This is a genomic window from Leuconostoc citreum (genome assembly GCF_007954785.1).
In the GTDB taxonomy this organism is placed as follows: domain Bacteria; phylum Bacillota; class Bacilli; order Lactobacillales; family Lactobacillaceae; genus Leuconostoc; species Leuconostoc citreum.
Genome location: NZ_CP042410.1, coordinates 1,366,713 through 1,384,409 on the forward strand (window position 1 = coordinate 1,366,713; position 17,697 = coordinate 1,384,409).

General features: G+C 38.7%; 22 protein-coding genes. 7 read left to right on the top strand and 15 right to left on the bottom strand.

Annotated features, from left to right (window positions below):
* Positions 1-39: 39 nt before the first annotated feature.
* The 12 genes from FGL72_RS06705 to zapA form a co-directional block, all read right to left on the bottom strand.
* Positions 40-435 carry an immunity protein Imm33 domain-containing protein gene (locus FGL72_RS06705; RefSeq protein WP_040189881.1) on the bottom strand — a complete coding sequence of 132 codons (396 nt, stop codon included), beginning with the start codon at positions 433-435 and terminating at the stop codon, positions 40-42.
* 49 nt (positions 436-484) lie between these two features.
* On the bottom strand, positions 485-787 hold the full coding sequence (locus FGL72_RS06710; protein ID WP_004900181.1) for a hypothetical protein: 303 nt from the start codon (positions 785-787) through the stop codon (positions 485-487).
* Positions 771-1,553 carry a YibE/F family protein gene (locus FGL72_RS06715; protein ID WP_085699884.1) on the bottom strand — a complete coding sequence of 261 codons (783 nt, stop codon included), beginning with the start codon at positions 1,551-1,553 and terminating at the stop codon, positions 771-773. The genes FGL72_RS06710 and FGL72_RS06715 overlap by 17 nt, the downstream gene beginning before the upstream one ends.
* Entirely contained in the window at positions 1,550-2,629 is a 1,080-nt protein-coding gene (locus tag FGL72_RS06720) for a YibE/F family protein (RefSeq protein WP_133286271.1), read from the bottom strand. The genes FGL72_RS06715 and FGL72_RS06720 overlap by 4 nt, the downstream gene beginning before the upstream one ends.
* Before the next feature lie 5 nt (positions 2,630-2,634).
* Positions 2,635-3,561: a primosomal protein DnaI gene (gene dnaI / locus FGL72_RS06725; protein ID WP_085699880.1), complete on the bottom strand. Its 927-nt coding sequence runs from the start codon at positions 3,559-3,561 to the stop codon at positions 2,635-2,637.
* Between the two features lies 1 nt (position 3,562).
* Positions 3,563-4,900, bottom strand: coding sequence for a DnaD domain protein (locus FGL72_RS06730; RefSeq protein ID WP_146992868.1), 1,338 nt, complete (start codon positions 4,898-4,900; stop codon positions 3,563-3,565).
* Positions 4,887-5,507: a dephospho-CoA kinase gene (gene coaE, locus FGL72_RS06735; RefSeq protein ID WP_085699876.1), complete on the bottom strand. Its 621-nt coding sequence runs from the start codon at positions 5,505-5,507 to the stop codon at positions 4,887-4,889. The genes FGL72_RS06730 and coaE overlap by 14 nt, the downstream gene beginning before the upstream one ends.
* The gene (locus FGL72_RS06740) at positions 5,507-6,238 is read right to left on the bottom strand and encodes a DUF975 family protein (RefSeq protein ID WP_040176600.1); all 732 of its coding nucleotides are present in this window, start codon (positions 6,236-6,238) and stop codon (positions 5,507-5,509) included. Before FGL72_RS06740 ends, coaE begins: the two co-directional genes overlap by 1 nt.
* 8 nt (positions 6,239-6,246) lie before the next feature.
* A complete protein-coding gene (gene mutM / locus FGL72_RS06745) occupies positions 6,247-7,089 on the bottom strand; it encodes a bifunctional DNA-formamidopyrimidine glycosylase/DNA-(apurinic or apyrimidinic site) lyase (RefSeq protein ID WP_085699874.1) in 843 nt (280 codons plus the stop codon).
* A gap of 176 nt (positions 7,090-7,265) precedes the next feature.
* Positions 7,266-9,671, bottom strand: coding sequence for an endonuclease MutS2 (locus FGL72_RS06750; RefSeq protein ID WP_085699872.1), 2,406 nt, complete (start codon positions 9,669-9,671; stop codon positions 7,266-7,268).
* Between the two features lie 65 nt (positions 9,672-9,736).
* Positions 9,737-10,258, bottom strand: coding sequence for a CvpA family protein (locus FGL72_RS06755; protein WP_004900200.1), 522 nt, complete (start codon positions 10,256-10,258; stop codon positions 9,737-9,739).
* A complete protein-coding gene (gene zapA, locus FGL72_RS06760; RefSeq protein ID WP_004900204.1) occupies positions 10,255-10,659 on the bottom strand; it encodes a cell division protein ZapA in 405 nt (134 codons plus the stop codon). Before zapA ends, FGL72_RS06755 begins: the two co-directional genes overlap by 4 nt.
* Before the next feature lie 72 nt (positions 10,660-10,731).
* Here zapA and rnhC point away from each other — a divergent pair, with 72 nt between their 5' ends.
* From rnhC to FGL72_RS06775, 3 genes are all read left to right on the top strand, one after another.
* A complete protein-coding gene (gene rnhC, locus FGL72_RS06765) occupies positions 10,732-11,658 on the top strand; it encodes a ribonuclease HIII (protein ID WP_048801701.1) in 927 nt (308 codons plus the stop codon).
* A gap of 30 nt (positions 11,659-11,688) precedes the next feature.
* Entirely contained in the window at positions 11,689-11,985 is a 297-nt protein-coding gene (locus FGL72_RS06770) for an AFWIR motif membrane protein (protein WP_004907417.1), read from the top strand.
* Positions 11,986-12,194: 209 nt separating this feature from the next.
* Positions 12,195-12,683: a hypothetical protein gene (locus tag FGL72_RS06775; RefSeq protein WP_004900212.1), complete on the top strand. Its 489-nt coding sequence runs from the start codon at positions 12,195-12,197 to the stop codon at positions 12,681-12,683.
* Positions 12,684-12,727: 44 nt separating this feature from the next.
* Here the strand turns inward: FGL72_RS06775 and FGL72_RS06780 are convergent, their stop codons facing one another.
* Both FGL72_RS06780 and FGL72_RS06785 read right to left on the bottom strand, forming a co-directional pair.
* Entirely contained in the window at positions 12,728-14,101 is a 1,374-nt protein-coding gene (locus FGL72_RS06780) for a carboxylesterase family protein (protein WP_040189873.1), read from the bottom strand.
* A gap of 21 nt (positions 14,102-14,122) precedes the next feature.
* Positions 14,123-14,707 (bottom strand): TetR/AcrR family transcriptional regulator, encoded by a 585-nt coding sequence (locus FGL72_RS06785; protein ID WP_004904292.1) that lies wholly within the window; start codon positions 14,705-14,707, stop codon positions 14,123-14,125.
* A 169-nt stretch (positions 14,708-14,876) separates the two neighbouring features.
* On the opposite strand from FGL72_RS06785, the gene FGL72_RS06790 reads away from it, so the two are divergent.
* A complete protein-coding gene (locus tag FGL72_RS06790) occupies positions 14,877-15,389 on the top strand; it encodes a ClbS/DfsB family four-helix bundle protein (protein WP_004900220.1) in 513 nt (170 codons plus the stop codon).
* A gap of 11 nt (positions 15,390-15,400) precedes the next feature.
* Here the strand turns inward: FGL72_RS06790 and FGL72_RS06795 are convergent, their stop codons facing one another.
* On the bottom strand, positions 15,401-15,874 hold the full coding sequence (locus FGL72_RS06795; protein ID WP_085699870.1) for a TspO/MBR family protein: 474 nt from the start codon (positions 15,872-15,874) through the stop codon (positions 15,401-15,403).
* A 115-nt stretch (positions 15,875-15,989) separates the two neighbouring features.
* On the opposite strand from FGL72_RS06795, the gene FGL72_RS06800 reads away from it, so the two are divergent.
* From FGL72_RS06800 to FGL72_RS06810, 3 genes are all read left to right on the top strand, one after another.
* A complete protein-coding gene (locus FGL72_RS06800) occupies positions 15,990-16,616 on the top strand; it encodes an NAD(P)H-binding protein (RefSeq protein ID WP_040176595.1) in 627 nt (208 codons plus the stop codon).
* A 44-nt stretch (positions 16,617-16,660) separates the two neighbouring features.
* On the top strand, positions 16,661-17,002 hold the full coding sequence (locus FGL72_RS06805) for a hypothetical protein (RefSeq protein ID WP_004900229.1): 342 nt from the start codon (positions 16,661-16,663) through the stop codon (positions 17,000-17,002).
* A gap of 154 nt (positions 17,003-17,156) precedes the next feature.
* The gene (locus tag FGL72_RS06810) at positions 17,157-17,693 is read left to right on the top strand and encodes a GNAT family N-acetyltransferase (RefSeq protein ID WP_085699868.1); all 537 of its coding nucleotides are present in this window, start codon (positions 17,157-17,159) and stop codon (positions 17,691-17,693) included.
* Positions 17,694-17,697: the final 4 nt, after the last annotated feature.

The window sequence follows — 17,697 nt, forward strand, 5'->3', positions numbered from 1 at the left end:
TAATTATAGGGTAAAATCACCTAAATTACAAACACTTTGTTAATTATTGTCATTTGCCATCACTTCACCTTGCTTAATTACTATATGTGGTGTAATTGTGCCATCAGATAACCAAATCGGTGTTTGCGATTTTGGCTCCCACCAGCCTTTAATCTGATTGCGATTCACAAATACTAAATCAGTACCGTAAGGTAAATCTAAAATATATTGCAGGCTTGGTTCAATAGCTAAGGCAGTTGCCACAACAACTGGCATAAAGTTATTTGGTTCTTGGTTCCATTGCTCATTATCATTATCAGCAAATAGCAGCCAGCCCGTATCTTGTGACTGCGTTGGGGCTAACTCTCTATAAATCCAGCGTAAACTGCCACTACCATTCAATAGATGTTTGGAAACCAGCACAACCGCTTCTGGTTGATAAAAAACAGATTGCATAACATTTTCCTCTTAAAAATACTTGTATCGGTATTTTGGCTAAACATGGTCAGCCTAACTTATTTTCTAATAAAATTTGTGTCATGGCTTCCGCCATCTCAGGTGTACGTTGCCACTCTTCCCAACCGTCATACTCCAATGGCAGTAGTTGATAGTTAGCATTAATGTAATTTTCTAATTGTTCTACATAAGAAGATCTTGGAATATTAATTTTTAAAATGCGTACTGACTTGATGTAGCCGTGCTCAGCTGCATATTCAGCACGCCCATTGTGTGGTATATTGCCAAGTTCATAATATATTGAACCATCTAAACGCGTTATTTCTTCAATGAGATTAAATGTCTCTTTCATGCCTTATCCCCACTTTTTGCTGTCTCACATTATCACGTACCACTAACCAACTCGCAACCCAAATACTCAACAGAATGCCTAGCATCCCCAGTAACATTGTCACAACTTCAGTTGCCAACAGCTTAGCATTAATAAACATAGCAATCGGATATTTTAAGCGTACAAACCAAATAATTAACGGTAAATTACTGCCCAATACACCAAAAAACAGTGTATTAATTGCTGTCCCTAGAATTTGTCCACCAATGATTTTTGCATGGCCATATAGACTGCTACTGGTCATTTCTGGTGTCCGCTCCAACACTTCATTTAAATCGGCTACAATAGCCATCGCTGCTTCAGCAACTGCACCAAGAACAGATAACAACATCACGGCAATCGCCACATCACCAAAATGAATACCAACAGTTAGCGACAGTCCTTCTAGTTCTTCAGAATTTTCGGTTGTAAAGCCCTGAAATTGGCCAAAATATTGCATAATAACGGCAATTATCATTAAAATAGCAACAACAATAACACTTGTTTTAAAGGCATTGTTTGTGACCTCACTATTTTCAGCACCTAAATAAATGGCGACAGCCAAAATGATTAGACTCATGATACCTGTAATAATATAAACATTAAATTGCCAATTAATTAAAACAATCAGAACAAAAATAGCTGCAAAATTCAGCAGCAGACCAATGAACACTTTTAGTCCTTGCATATGACCAACTAACAGCATCAATACAAATAAAATAATAATTAATACACCGATTGTATTCATTGCCTACCTGCCTTTCTTGTCAGTGCGAGACCAACAATAACACTGGTTACAGGTACCGCCAAAACAATTCCGATGGCTGAAATGACAGTTTGCAAAATACCAAGATTCATCACTTGATCCATGATGTAGGCCCAGTTATTGCCATTACGTAACATCAAAAAGACCATTGGCAAGGTCTCAGCTATAAATATCATAAATAACACATTCATTAATGTACCCATAATTTCGCGGCCAACAGACACACCGGCATGCCAATAATCACCAAACTCACGTATGCTATTTTCACGTCGCATCCCAAATTGCATCGCCACAATATCAGAAGCCTCATCCATAACAGCGCCCAAAACACCAATGACCGTTTGTGCCATGAATAAGGTGGCCGGTACTTGTGTAACATATGACATGGTCTCAAAATGGACACCAACATTGTGAGTTACATCCAAAACAATAATTAATAAAATAATTGTCAAGAACGTAGTGATTAAGGTGGCTGCTAAAGTTAATGCCATCTGTAGTGTTCGACCCAGAACCAGAATCAAACTGACTGCCGCGAAAAGTATACTCAAAATACTAAAAATCAATAAAACATTCGTATCTTTGTTATGAATATCTACCAACAAAGCGACGCCAAATAAAGCAATATTAATCAACATACTCAATAATAGCCAACTCGTCGCACGCCACTTACTATACATTAATAACAGCGCCAAAAAGAATGTCATTAATGCACCGACCCAAGCATCACGTTTCAGCGATAAAATATGTGTATTGGCAGCAACCTTTTCTAATAATAATTGGTCTCCAACACGATATTTTTGTGTCATCACTTGTGATTTTGCATAGTCATTGTGAATGACAATAATCCTTTTTTCCCGATTCAATAACTTGACAGTTAATCTTTGTGTTATCATGACGTCAGCATTGCCATGTTCATCGGTGGTTTTTTGTGTCACCGATGCCTGTACTTGTGTCACTTGGCCAACTGGATTCTGATATAAAAAAGCATCGTGTCGTAAAAAAAGCCAGACAAAGAGCACGACAACCAATAACAAGCCATATTTTATTGTGTGCCTCATATTTTTCAATTATCTAACCGTCTATTCTTACCGGATACAGTGATTTGTCGCGTCAGAAATTTCACGCGTTGCATCAATCTCGCAGCCTTACCTTTGTCACGGTCATCTCGTGTTTCAGCCAAATAAGACGTTAATTCCGTCATATCAAAATTTGAAGTTATAAATGTCGTCAACTCGTTTTGCATGCGATATTCTAAAATAACCCCTAGAATATCGTCACGTATCCACATACTTAAATTTTCAGCACCTAAATCATCTAATATTAATACGGGTATGCTTTTTGCTTGTGCCATCATGCGTGATTTCAAGTCATTAGATCGCCCAATAGCATCTTTCAAATCAGCAGCAAATGACGGGAAATGCAACATCATTACGCCAATATTATTGGCCGCTAAAGCATTGGCTAGCGCCCCCATCAAATATGTTTTACCGACACCAAAATCACCATACAAGTACAACCCTTGTGTATACTGGTCTGGTTTAGCGATTAGTTGTGTTAACGTCTCTACAATTTCTGTCACTGCCTCTGCACGACCAGATTCTACGGCGATGGTCTGTAGATCAGCATTTTTAATCGCCTTAGGCATTTTATAAGTAATGAGCTTATCAGCCTGCATCAACTGTTGCTGCTTTTTTTCATCGGCAACGTAACGAACATGTGGGTAGCCTTTTTCAATCTCTAGTTGTGGATAATAACCAGGATATAAAGACTTTTCCCCAGATTGAATACGTTTTTTTTGTTGAATAAATTCATGTAAGTCCATCATTTTGAGTTGAAAAGCATCTGCTTTCAGTTCTTTTTGATGTGCAGACCAAAATTGACGTATATCTGAGTCCTCAGCAATACTTTGTACAATTTCGGCTAGTTTAGTTTCTTCAATTTTAGGATATTTTTGTTGAAATTGTTTGAGAATGTCTGATAAATTTTGCATATTAGTTTCTCGTCTTTATATTCTTTAGTTTAGCTAACGCAGCGGCAGCTGCATCGGTGCCCATGTTTGCTGACGATTCCGGTGCTACTGTTTTTGCCTGTTGTTGTAAAAATTTAGGCGCTGTTTTTTCAATTTTTTTAGAGCGACTAAAACGTTTTTCCTGTCTGGATAAATTAGCTTGTTGATGTTGCTGAATTTGAACTAATGCTTTTTCAGGAGAATCAACACGATTTTGCGTCCATGAATCAGCAATTGTTGTGACCAAAGCGCCTTTTAGACTATCATTCTGCAGACCAATCAACACATAATGGACCAAAATATTGATAACTGCCATTGGCAGAACACTTTGTGCCACTAAATAATCCACCAAATCACGTTCATTTTTTAACACTAAGCCATTTTTTAGCGTCGTTTTAACATAGGCTAAAAAGTCTTGGGCGCTCGTTGTATTTGCAATTTCAATCAAAGCCTTAGCTTCTGAATTTTTAATCTCTGGCATCCTATTTTTTTCGTCAGTTACTTGATTAGTAGCCGGTACCATCACAGATTGTGGTCGCGCTACTTGCGCTCGTAATAAGCGTTGTACATCTTTTTCACTTATTTCATGTTTATCAAGACTGACACTCTGACTGATGATATTTGCTAATGTCACTTCATCCACACCATAGTTTAAATGCATGGCAACTAGAAAATTATGGTGTTTCTCGATTTCATCTTTCGTTGTACCATGTACCATCTCTGCCATATCATTGAAACTAAAGTCAGTTGCTTCTGCAGTAACCTTTGCCTCTTGATACGCTAATGGTGTGGTTGGTACACTCTCATCACTTTGATTCTGAAAAACTTGTAAGAACCGCGCAGAAATATCCTTGCCTAATAGTTCCTTTTGCCCCTGAACATCGTAACGCATTTGTAGTGTTAAATAGCGTTCTTCACCAACAAATTTATATAAAAGGCCAGCGAGTAAGGGCTCTTTGAAAAAGCGATCTGCCATTAATGGCATCATCAACCGATAGCCGTAAACTTCACCTACAGCATCGTGTTCATAAAAAGTTTTAATGAGTCCTGCAGCCTCAAGACGGCGACGAAATTTAACAAAATTAGGTAAACTAATATTCAAACTATCTATCAAAAAATTATGATCTTGTCGATGTAACTGATTGGCTGTATAAGGTAACTCATTGACTAACAAATGATACAAGGCATAACTTGTCGAGCCAATAAAAGGCAAATATAAAGTAAACACACGTTCTAGGTCGTCTGGTGTAATAAGATGATCACTTCGAATGAAAACACCTGAAGTGGCGTGAAATTCAATTGTCTCACTACTTTGTGTCATATTCTGGTGCAATGTCCTTTAATTTTTCTATGAGATTGTCTACTTGTGCTTTCAGCTGTGATTTATCCCCGTTATTATTAATCACGTAGTCAGCACGAGCTACTTTCTCTGCAATTGGCATCTGTGTACGCATACGGTTTTTGGCTTGTCGCTCATCTAAACTGTCACGAGATTTTAAGCGCGCTAATTGTACCTCAGGGTCAGCGCTGACAACAATGATTTTATCCACATGATAATTTTTATCATATTCTCGTTCGAACAAGAGCGGGATGTCAAGGATTAAAACAGGTACGTGTTGTGTGCGCCAAAAGTTTATTTTATCTGCCATCACTGAACGAATCGCTGGTTGCATAATTGCATTCAATCGTTGTAATTCACTTTGATTATCAAAAACAATATTCCCTAATTGACTACGGTTTAACACACCGTTTTCAATGACACCGGGACCAAAAGCGAGTTTAATGGCTTCTAGTGTATGCGTGCCAGGCTCAACAACTTCACGTGCCACGACGTCGGCGTCAACAATTGGCATCCCTGCATCTCGTAGCATGGTACTGACTGTCGATTTTCCAGTAGCAATGCTACCCGTTAAACCAATAATAACCATTAGGCCGCCTGCCTTTCTGCTAATTTGAGCGTCAAAAGATGACGCGAATAAGCAACACGTGTGGCATTAAGATAGGGAATGACATAAATGTAAGCTAGTCCTGCTGTTACAAAACCTAAAATATGCCAACCAATAAAGCTCAATTCCAACAAAAATAACTCCCATTTACGACCAGCCATTAGTCGACGACTAATCGTGATGTAATCAGTTAACTGACGTTGACGTGTCCCATGTTCAATATCTATTTTATAAATGAAATAAGTCTGTGAATAAGCAAAATACTTAACCACTCCTGGTACAATCAATAATAATGTCCACAAAAACATCAAGACACTTTGGACAATAGCTAACAACAATGTGTGCCAAATATTACCATGCGTAAAAGCTTGAAAAGCGGTTTTTAGGGTTGGTTTTGTTTTGGGTTGCTCATACCAGTCAATTAGTGTCCAACACACACTCCACGTCAATACAAGCTGCACTGCTTGACTCAAAATATCTTGAATCGTCTCATACATTTGGCTAATACGATCATCACTAGAAACACTAACATCACTTATCGTTGCGAATTGTCGGAATACAATATACAGAGATAAGAGTGTACTAACTGTTGTCAAAATCGTTAAAACAATTGGTACGATGTTGATTTTAATAGCTGTGCCTAAACGACCATGATATAACGCACGTGCTTCACGCTTAACATTACGAATGCTAATTGGTTCTATTGAATTCATTCTTTCTCCTAAATAACTGAATTTGGTTTAAGCTGGCAAAACGGACAAAATGTCGTACCACGTTGTCCAACCTTAATCTTTGACATGGAAGTGCCACAACGTAAGCACGGTTGCCCCACACGTCCATAGGCTTGTAATTCATTTTGGAACTGACCGACTTCGCCAAAAACATTGCTAAAACTATGCACGGTTGTTCCATGATGCTTAATGGCTCGTGCCATTTCGTCAATAATATTTTGTCTTAAAACGGCTAACACTGTTCGTGACAAACTATTGGTTGGCGTTTCAGGATGAATTTTACTCTGCCAAAGCACTTCGTCAGCATAGATATTACCAATGCCAGCAATTTGATTTTGATCCAATAAGAAGCTTTTGACTGGCTTCTTTGATTTGGCAAACGCAGTCACCATATAATCTAAGGATAAATCATCAGCAGTGGGTTCTGGACCCAGTTTTGCCAACGAGGGCACGTCAATTTTTTCATGTCCTGTTGTCGCTAAAACCATTCGTCCAAAACGACGTGTATCGTTATAGAAAACGGCACGATTATCCGATAGTTCAAAAATAATTTCCGTGTGTTTATGTGGTGTTGCTTCACGCGGTTCAACAGAGTACTGCCCTTCCATGCGCAAATGAGAAACAATGGTATGGCCATTGGACAAACGTAATAATAAATACTTTCCTCGGCGATCAATTGCTGTAAAAGAGGCATTCATAACGCCAGTAATAAAAGCATTTGAATCACCGCTAATGACTTTTGGATACGGTAATTTCACCTGAACGATATGTCCACCAATAATTAATTTTTTTAGACCACGGCGAACCGTTTCAACTTCTGGTAACTCTGGCATACTGAACAAATTCCCTTTCTAGCCAAACACAATGATGCGTTGACAGTGTGACGGCATGTCGTTAATACTCATTTTACCACAATAAAAGCTGTAGCAATTTTTACAGTATATAGCCTGATAAAAAAAGAAGCTATGCAACTAATGCAATGACTTCTTTTTAAACAAACAACAAAACTTTATGATAATTCAGCAATTGTTGCCCCATCCCCACCTGCGTTAGCGTTAGCAAAGTGGTAGGCCTTAACACGACGATCAGATCTTAAAAACTCGGTGACACCTTGTCTTAAGGCACCTGTCCCTTTACCATGGATAATCTCCACAGTACCAAGATTAGCAAGCACTGCAGTATCTAAATAGCGATCCAATTCTGCCAACGCTGCTTCATATCGGACGCCACGTAAATCCAAACGAGACTTCGCTGTCGCACGTGCTGAACCAGAAGCCGTCTTGGTTTTAACAATTTTCTGTTGTTTTTGTTTGGCTTTAGATTGTTGGGCTTTGGCAGTTGCTTCTGTTTTAACAATGTCATCTTCGTCAACAAGCATTTTTAAAATACCCATCTCAACTTCCCATTGTCCGTTACTGTGCTGTTTAATTAACGTTCCCTGCTGGCCATAGGATTGCACAGTAATCTCATCACCAGCTACTAGCTGTTTAGCTCGCTTGGCTTTTTGAAGTATCTTATTCTTTTCCAGACTACTATTTTGGCGCAAGCCATCCAGCTGACGTTTTTTAGCCTGTAAGTCTTGCTCACTAAGCTCACCCGCACTTTGACCTGCATTTAGTCGTGCTTTACGAATTTCTGAGATCATTTGTTCAGCTTGTTTTTTAGTTGCTGCAACAATATGATTCGCCTCATTTTTGGCATCTAATACAATCTTGGCGCGCTCTTTTTCCAACTGCCGTTGCTGTTCTGATAATGCTTCTGATTGTTTTTCCGTTGCTTTTAATTGTTCAGAAAGTGCTACATCATGTTGCTTAACCGCGTCACGTTGCGCAACCAAATCAGCAATCATTTGATTAAGATCTTGATCGGCATCGCTAGTCAAAGCTGTTGCTGCACCAATCACATCGTCGCCAAAACCTAAGCGCTTAGCAATTGCCAAAGCATTCGATTGACCTGGTACCCCCATCAAAAATTGATAGGTCGGCTTTAACGTACTGACATCAAAAACCATTGATGCATTAAGCGTTTCCGGTCGGTTATAACCATATAGCTTCAATTCCGGATAATGTGTGGTTGCAATCACAAAGGCACCCAAGCTAGCAACTTTATCTAAAATAGCAATTGCCAGTGCAGCCCCTTCAGCAGGATCCGTACCGGCGCCTAATTCATCAAAAATAACAAGCGTTTTATCGTCAATACGATCAATCATCGAGACGATATTAGCCATATGTGAACTAAAGGTTGATAAGCTTTGCTCAATTGATTGTTCATCACCAATATCTGCAAAAATTTCATGAAACACACCAACAGTTGATGGGCGTTTTGTCGTAATAAACAAACCAGATTGCGCCATCAACTGTAATATGCCTAGCGTCTTGATAGTTATTGTTTTACCACCTGTATTGGGACCCGTGATAATAATAGCCTTATAACCATCGCCAAGTGCAATATCATTGGCAACAGCCAAATCTTTGTCTAGTAGCGGATGCCAAGCTTGTTGCAAGTCAACTTTATTTTCTGTATTAACCATCGGCTGCATAGCATCCAACCGAGCTGCTAGTCGTGCCTTGGCATTTACAAAATCAAAATGCCCCAGAATCATCACATTATTGGCGATTTCTTCTGTGTGTGGCGCTAAGGTCGCTGATAGTTCTTGTAGCACACGTTGTTCTTCGGCTTGCTCTTGGACACGTAGTTCACTTAATTTGTTGTTAAGCGTCACAACTGCTTGTGGCTCAACATACAACGTTTGTCCCGTCTGACTCTGATCATGGACCACACCGCCAAATTGACTACGATACTCAGCCTTAACAGGCAAGACATAGCGATCAGAGCGTATGGTCACAATTGGATCACTTAAATATTGTGCCGTCTTGCCTCGCGTGTATGCTTGCATTCGATTTTTAACTGCCTGCTCTGTTCCGTTGATACGGTCACGCACATGCTTCAATTCGTAGGATGCCTCATCATTAAGGCGGCCTGAGGAATCAATGGCAATCTGAATTTGACGTGTGATATCAGGCAATGTCACTAAATTCTTGGCTTGTTCAGGTAGCACACGTAATGATTCGCCTATCGCCTCGTCCTGCATTTGCTCAAAAAAACTGGCAATCGTAGTTGTGTTACGTAACACGAGACTCATTTCAGATAGTTCAGTGGCACTCAAACTTGCTTCAATATTCAATCGCTTTAAGTGTGGGGTAATGTCACTCAATTTAGATAGTGGTATACCACCCTTTAAGCGATCAATCAAAACAGCATCGGCTGTTTCTGCTAACCAGTGATTAATCAGATCAACATCACTGACAGGCTGTAGTTCATTAGCTTCTTGCAAACCTGTTGGCGTTGATAAAAAATCATTGAGTTGTAATTTAATTTTATCGTATTCTAATGTTTGTAAAACTTTATTATTCATATTTGTTTAGTATCTATCTTATTTATAGGCTGTACGAAAGTTATCACAATAAGGTGCCCATAAAATTATAGCCACCAATGATAAATTTGTTCAGCGAAAAAAGGGACATTGTCGAGGATCTGATTTAACTGGGGTGTGTTCAAGAACTGGTCTTGAATCCATGTATTTGGGACAACCGACAATAATTGGAGTGTGAAAAAAGCAATCACTGCACCAATAAAGCCGTAGAGGATACCACCAAGTACGCCATCAACCCACCCTAATAGCGGAATATGTCGAATAATTTTTAAGGAACGTAACACATAGTGACTGATTGCACCACCAACCATAAGTAATACAATAAACACTAGTCCTGAGCCCAAAAATTGTGTCCCGTGACTAACCACATCTTGTGGTACACTCGTTCTTACAAATTGCCCGTTCACGAAATTAGTTACTACTGAACCAACTGGCTTGGCAAATTTAATTGCTATATACCAAACAACAAACCAGAGCGCAATTCTTAATAAACCATTGACAAAACCATGTCGATAGCCGGATATAAACCATATTAAAATAAAAATGATGGCAGCGCCAAGTAAAATCATATTGAGGTTCCTTGTTTAAAAAGTTTATTAGTTGATCGTGCCTGGCTATCTTGCTTCGCGTGGTCAATAATTGAGCCAATCGCACTTTTTGATTCACGTCTTGTTGCCGGTTTCGTTGGTTGTTCACGCGCTGCTAACATTTTTTCTAGCTCAACAACTTGTTTTTTTAAGTTGTCTACTTCAGCTTGCTTATATAATTGATCTGATAATGCATTAAAAGTCAATAACATGGCTTGATCCATCGTTGAAATTTTAGGGGCAACAACTTTAATTTGTTGCCACTCCTTATTCAACAAAGTTTCTACTGCTTTAAAGTGTGGTAAGCTTGCCTGCCCTGAAATGATGTAGTTTTTACCAGCCAAATTTGCTTTATATTGTCGTTTCTCTTTTTGAGTTGCCATTGTATTATCCCTTATGATGTCCTACCAATTATACACCATATTTTTCTCAACAAAAACTGATATACTTATATTATGCAAATCGTTCTTCAAGTTTCTATACCACAACTTAAAAAAATGGCGGCCTATTACGCTCCTTACGCTGTTTCCAAAGCACCAAAAGGTGCAGTGTTTGCAGCTAAATTATCACAAGCAACAGTAACAGCTTACAAATCTGGTAAAGTCCTATTTCAAGGGAGCGGTTTTAAAGTAGAAGCTGCTCGTTGGCAAGACAATGCAAACCAGCCGACTCAAAAAATGAATGCTAGTCACGTAACGCCAGGTGCGACTATCCCAACTGATTTTGCTAATTGGTCTGTTATTGGGTCTGATGAGGTCGGTGCGGGAGCCTACTTTGGCCCACTGACAACAGCGGCTGTTTTCGTATCTAAAAATGACCTTGATTGGGTAAAAGCGCTGGGCATAGCTGATTCAAAAACTCTGACTGATGCCAAAATGCGGGACATAGCCCCTGAAATTATTCAACGCCTCCCTCACCATGTGGTCAATTTATTACCAGAAAAATACAATGCCCTACAGCCTCACAATAATGTTAATCAACTCAAGGCCATCTCACATAATTTTGCTTTGCATAAAGTCTTAGAAAAAATTGCGCCAATAACACCTGATGCCATTTTAATAGACCAATTCGCCCAAGCAACCACTTATTTCAACTATTTATCAAAAGCACAACAAAGCCCAGTCATTAGACAAAATGTTTATTTTACAACCAAGGGCGAACAGTACCATTTAAGTGTTGCAGCTGCTTCTATACTCGCTCGTGTGGTAGAATTAGATACTATGGTAGCTTTAAGTCACGAAGCTGGCATGACGCTCCCTATTGGAGCAGGAAAAGCTGTGGATTTAGTTGCGGCAAAATTAATACGTCAAGGTCAAGATTTAAATCACTTTGCTAAACTACATTTTGCAAATACGGCTAAAGCTAAATCACTCGTCAATTAAATTTATAACTTATATACTGGAGGCTCACTTATGTTTTTCATGTTATTCGTACCGCTACTTATTGTTTTATTTGTCGTTTATTTCTTCGCTTCTCTTTTTGCTAACACATTTGGTATTCTACCAAGATTGATTTTAGCAATTGTTTTTATTCTCTTAATCAGTTTTGTTATTAAAAACTTTTTCGCAGTGGTTGGTGTCTTGCTACTCATCGGCTTAGCTTTCTGGATCCGCGCAACATTTATTCAACCACCTAAACAACCCCATCACGACAGTCATGATCAAACATTTGATGGCGATTTTGAAGAAGTCGATAAAGATAAACATTAAAATCAAAAAAACACTTCGCGATAATTCGTGAGGTGTTTTTTAATGCATATCTTCTTTTTAAAACACACTAATAATTAATAAGCATTTTTCTTTATATTCTAAGTTCATTCTGATATGATTGTTCTATTGAACTATTTTAATTAGCATAGTTTATGTTTTCTTATGCACATAATTTCACAATTTATACATATCTGAAAGTAGTTACTATTATGAAAAATTACAAACCCACCTTACGCACATTAGTGCACCATCCGACAACGTTAGCTTTGGCTTTGGTAAGCACCATGGTCATGTTTATGTTGACTTATAATACCGTCATTCGCTATGGTTTCTCTTGGCCAATTTTATTAAATGTCATCAAAATTTATCCTCTGGCAGTTATTTTCATCTATTGCTTAAGGACTTATGTGACCTTACCACTGGTCATACGCCTGCACCACTACTTCCCAAAAGCTATTTCAAACAAAATTCCGCGTCATATCACTGTGCCTTTGCTGGTTATTACTGGTAACGTCTCGATTATGATGGCAATTCTTACGGAAACACATCGTCAGCTATATCCGCTGTTTTTACCTGGTTATATAGATAATTGGGCCAAAACCTTTTTTGTCGCTATTCCCTTATTCTTTTTTATTGTTCGACCCGCGATTATTTATATCTTTAACCATTTAAAACTGCGTTTTCCAAAAGTCGATTAAAAAAAGGTCTCCTTGACGTAAGGACACCTTTTTTTAGTTAACAGTTATTCAACTATTCTTTGAATTGAACTGGTTTTATTAAACACCATCGTCTCAGAATCATTTGACGTCAGTTTTGGCCATGTCAAGTTCGGTGCAATATTTGGATTGCCATACTTAATAAACTGATAGAAATAACTTTGCATTTGGTGTGCTAATTGCTGAGCTGATAACTGATCCATGCCAGCTAACATCGGCGCATTGTCCCACATTTCAAAATTATCAAATATAAACGGCAATTCGATACAATGACAAGCCAAAATGTTTGGGTCAGCTGCCGGATAGGCCATTACATATTGGAAAACATCATTATGCCTATCTGCCATTGCCTTAAACAGTCTGGATGTTGGTTCAGTAAATATCGTTGTTGTACTCGTTGCAATAAAATCTAAATAATCGGCTTTTTTACTTTGTGGTGTTTGATGAAAAAATGAGGTCGTCTCGTGCGTTGTCGTTCCGCCAAAGATTGCCACATGACCTTGCGCATGTCGCACAGCTTCAGAAATAATATCACCCTTTAACAGTTTGCCGTCAATCATTGGAATAAATCCAGTAGGAACATAATCGTGCGTCCGCTTTTGCATGGCTAACGTTACCGCTCCCTGTGCGGCAATTAATTCATCATCGGCCACATCTAATAGTTTTGAAGCTTGTTTGCTAGATAAATTAAAATGTGACAACAGTAGGGATGCGAGCAGTTGCGCATTTTCTTCCGATAAGGCTTCAACACTACCAGGAAAACTCATTAATCCAAGGCGATTAAAGAGTTGATAACTCTCGTCAGAAGCTAGTAAAGCTAAGCTGTACCAGGCTCCGGCTGATTGACCTGCCACTGTTACTTGTTCTGGGTCACCACCAAAGGCACTAATATGACGTTTTACCCATTTTAGGGCTGTGATCAAGTCATTCAAAGCTAAATTACCATCAGAGATGCCAGGTAATCGTAAGTTTCCAAAAACGCCTAGTCGATAATTAACGGTGACAACGACAACATCCCCATTCTCAGCTAAATGACGTGCATCATACCATGATAATGCCCCGCCACCTGTCAGAAATCCACCACCATGAATCCAGAAAAGCACAGGCTTTTTTCCTCTGACATCCGGTGTCCAAACGTTTAAGCGAAAAGCATCCTCACTTTGATTCTTTTCCCCTGGCTTAGAACCCATAACAGAGGCTAAACGATTTGGCCCTTGCTTGAATATCACACCAGGTTGCCTAGCATCTCGCACACCAGTCCAAGATATAGGTGTCCCGACATGCTTGAAACGCCCTTGATTACTGCCATATGGTACATCATAAAAAGCGCTTGTTTGCCCTTCTTTTGTTCCTAATAATTGCCCTTGTGAAATCGTAACTACTGTTGCTTCATCTGCCATTTTTTACCTCTTCACCTAATACTAGATCATAATACCTTTCATAAATGACGTGAGTATCACGTCAATCGATGCTGTGTCTAACGCTTTACCATAGAAGAACACATTCATATAAACATCACCGAATAGCATATCTAAGACCACATCGATATTAATATCTGCCTTAATCAGCCCATCATCAATGCCCCGTCTTAATAATTGACTTGCCTGCTGTCGTCTTGGCTCAAAGAAACGTTGGTGAAACTGGTCTAATAAGTCGCGATCTTCTAGAATCGCAGTGATTAGTGCACGGCCCAGCGCGCTATCTAAAACAACAGTCAATTCCACGATGACTTGCTTAAAATCATCTAGTAATGGTGCTTCCTGATTGAAAACCACATGATCATCAGCTGTATCAAGGAAGGTTTCAAGTAGTAAGTTTTCCTTGCTACCCCACCAACGATAAATTGTTGCCTTACCCACACCCGCTTCTTTTGCAATCCGTTCTATTGTTAAATTAGCAAATTTAAAATCTTTTAATAGTGTCATTGTTGCTGTCATAATTGCTGATTTGGCTGCTTCATCTCGTGGTCGACCTGCGTGTGTCATATTTGTGTTCAAATTATTCATTGTGACCTCCTTCTGCCACTAATTATAAAACGATACGTTTCGTTTTTCAAGAGAAGATTAAGCGTATAAAATAAGAACATCTTAATGTAGGTAATATCTGCTATAATATAAGTATAATCTCATAAAACCTTGCAAGCATATTTGTTTTATTTTAAGAAAGGATTTTTCCGTGCAGACATATGATAATAAAACAGCGCTTCTAAATGCCATTCAAAGTAATTATGCTAAATACATCAATGAATTTGAAACCATTCCTAATGCCCTGCAAGATAAGCGCATCGACGAGGTTGACCGCACACCTAGCGAAAACTTAGCATACCAGTTAGGTTGGCTGACCGCCATATTGCGCTGGGAGAGTGATGAACTATCAGGAAAAAAAGCCGAGGTGCCCGCACCAGGTTATAACTGGGGACATCTCGGTGATTTATACCAATCGTTTTACCAGACATATGCAGATATGACACTTGAGGACAAAATCGTTTTATTGAATCAGCGTGTCTCGGAAATTTGTGACATGATTACACGGTTACCCGATGAGGTACTCTTTGAAGCTAACCAACGTGACTGGGCATATACCAAGGCACAATGGCCAGTATGGAAATGGCTACACATCAATACTGTCGCACCGTTCAAAACTTTTCGCACCAAAATTAGAAAATGGAAAAAAGTTGCTTTAAGTTAAACTACTGACCATTAGTTTAAAATCAGAACAGCAATTGATAGATACGATGCAAACAATAGCCAAGCAAGATATGGGATTAGTAAATATTTTACGCGGCGTTGATCTAACACTAATAACCAAACAACTAAACTATCCATCACAACAATCATGATTGAGGCTAACCATAAATTGGCAAAAGAGAAGAACACCACCGTCCAAAGTATATTCAAAGTCAATTGGCCATACATGGCATAATATATGACCTGCCTATTGGTTGTCACACTGCTAAGCTTGGCACAATAAATGCCAAGTAGAATATATAAAATACCCCAGGCAGGGCCAAATAGCCAGCGTGGTGGTGCAAGTGGTGGTAAGTTAAATTCGCCATAGACTTTAGCAATTGACACACCCCTAATCCACTCGACGCTAAATGACGATAAAGACCCTAAAATTAAAATAGCTACTGTAAACAATACAGCTTTCACTGGGACAGATAATTGTTTCATCATGATTCTCCTTTTTACTTTTCTATTCATCCTATTACTCTATTCTAACATTCGACGGCCACGTATTTTAAACTGATCACTTGGACAAGGCAACATTGTTAAGGAGGTAACTGATATGACCACAACCAAACAAAAAATCGTTATAGCTGGTGGTACTGGCTTTGTGGGACAAGGCATCATTAAACAACTACCACCACAATTATTTGATGTTCACAGTCTGTCACGCCATGGCCGTCAACCAAAGAATGGCGAGTCAACGACCTACCATGCCGTTGACTTTAATCAGCCTGATCAGCTACAAGCTGTTATCATGGATGCTGATTGGGTGATTGACGCAATTGGTATTCTATTGCCTAACCCTATCAAAAAACAAAATTACCAAAATAGTAGTTACGAACCGGCAAAAAAATTGATCGATGTTGTCGTGCAATCGCCAAAAACAAAATTTTTGTTTGTTTCAGCTAACACCGGTCCCTTCTTTATGAGACCCTATCTCAAAGCAAAACGTGCCGTTGAGAAAGATATGGCACAACTACTTCCTAAGCGTTCTTTTTCGGTTTACCCAGGAATTATTTTTGACAAAGATCGCACCAGTTCTTACCTACCTGGCTTAATGGTGGCTCGCCTGCGAGGCATATCTTACTTTTATAAGCTAAGGGCAATTCCTAGAACATACTTCGCTAAAGAAATTAAAAAAATATTATTAGGTCATCGTAGTGAATTACAACAGCGACGTGTGTAATCACGCGCATCCCTATCACGAGAAAAACTTTAAGGAGAGAAAACATGGATGAAAATGGCACAAACGTACCTGCTGAAGTGAAAGGCTGGAACTGGGGCGCTTTCATGTATAACATTTTTTGGGGTATTGGCAACAAAACCTATTTGCCTTTACTATGCTTAATTCCCGTTTTTAATTTTGTTTGGATTTTCGTATGCGGCTTTAAGGGTAATGAGTGGGCTTGGCAAAAGAATGATTACAAGGATGTGGCGACTTTTAAGGCCGTACAAGCCACATGGAACCGTGCTGGGCTAGTGCAGTTCGTTATTACAATTGCCGCTATGATTTTGTATTTCTTATTCTTTGCTGCCATGGTATCATCGCTTATCAATTATTCACATGATTAAAAATATCATGGTTAAATATCAAATGTGCAAATGCTTATCCACATTAAAAGATGTTCTAGAGGGTTGCGTATGACTGCAATAGAGTTGACTTAATCTATATTTTTCTTTAATTTCTGTAAATCATTATATGGCACATTAAAGAAAAGAGAAAAAAATGTTTATAGGTAAAAACGTTAAATTGTCACATTATCACGAAGATGATGCTAAAAAACTAGCTGAATGGCAGTGGGATGATGATTTCATTAATCCCTTGTGTAACGATATGATTCATCCTTATACGCCTGAAAATTGGGAAAAATTATTTCGTGAGGCCGCTGATAGTTATGAACGTGTTGAATTCACTGTCAGAAAAATTGACGATAATCGATTGATTGGTTTTGTCGATTTATTAGATATTAGTATTCGAAATCACTCGTGTGAACTAGGTATCGGCTTTCCGAGAAAAGAAGATCGCTCACAAGGCTACGGCTCTGAAACACTTGATTTAATTTTAGACTATGGCTTTAATAATTTGAATATGCATAAAATCAAATTATCTGTCTATCCCTTTAACATTGGTGCCATCAAAGCATACACGAGAGCTGGCTTCAACAAAGAAGGAAGCTCAAAAGATGAAGTATTTTATAATGGTCAATGGGTTGATATTGATCATTACGCTATTTTTCAAAATGATTGGTATGCTAGACAATAGCAAT